This is a genomic window from Shigella sp. FC1967 (assembly GCF_001743005.1).
Classification (GTDB): domain Bacteria; phylum Pseudomonadota; class Gammaproteobacteria; order Enterobacterales; family Enterobacteriaceae; genus Proteus.
Genome location: NZ_MIIZ01000174.1, coordinates 1 through 278 on the forward strand (window position 1 = coordinate 1; position 278 = coordinate 278).

General features: G+C 45.0%; 1 pseudogene. It reads left to right on the plus strand.

The features are described 5' to 3' along the window. A pseudogene (gene groEL, locus BHE89_RS01590) lies at positions 1–278 on the plus strand (chaperonin GroEL); the annotation flags it as partial.

The window sequence follows — 278 nt, forward strand, 5'->3', positions numbered from 1 at the left end:
ATTATTGATGGTTTAGGTGATCAAGACGCAATCAGTGGTCGTGTATCTCAAATTCGTCAACAAATCGAAGATGCAACTTCAGATTATGACCGTGAAAAAATTACAAGAACGCGTTGCTAAATTAGCTGGCGGTGTTGCAGTCATTAAAGTGGGTGCAGCAACTGAAGTTGAAATGAAAGAAAAACGTGCTCGTGTTGACGATGCGTTGCATGCAACTCGCGCAGCCGTTGAAGAAGGTGTTGTTGCGGGTGGTGGTACTGCGCTGGTTCGTGTTGCTA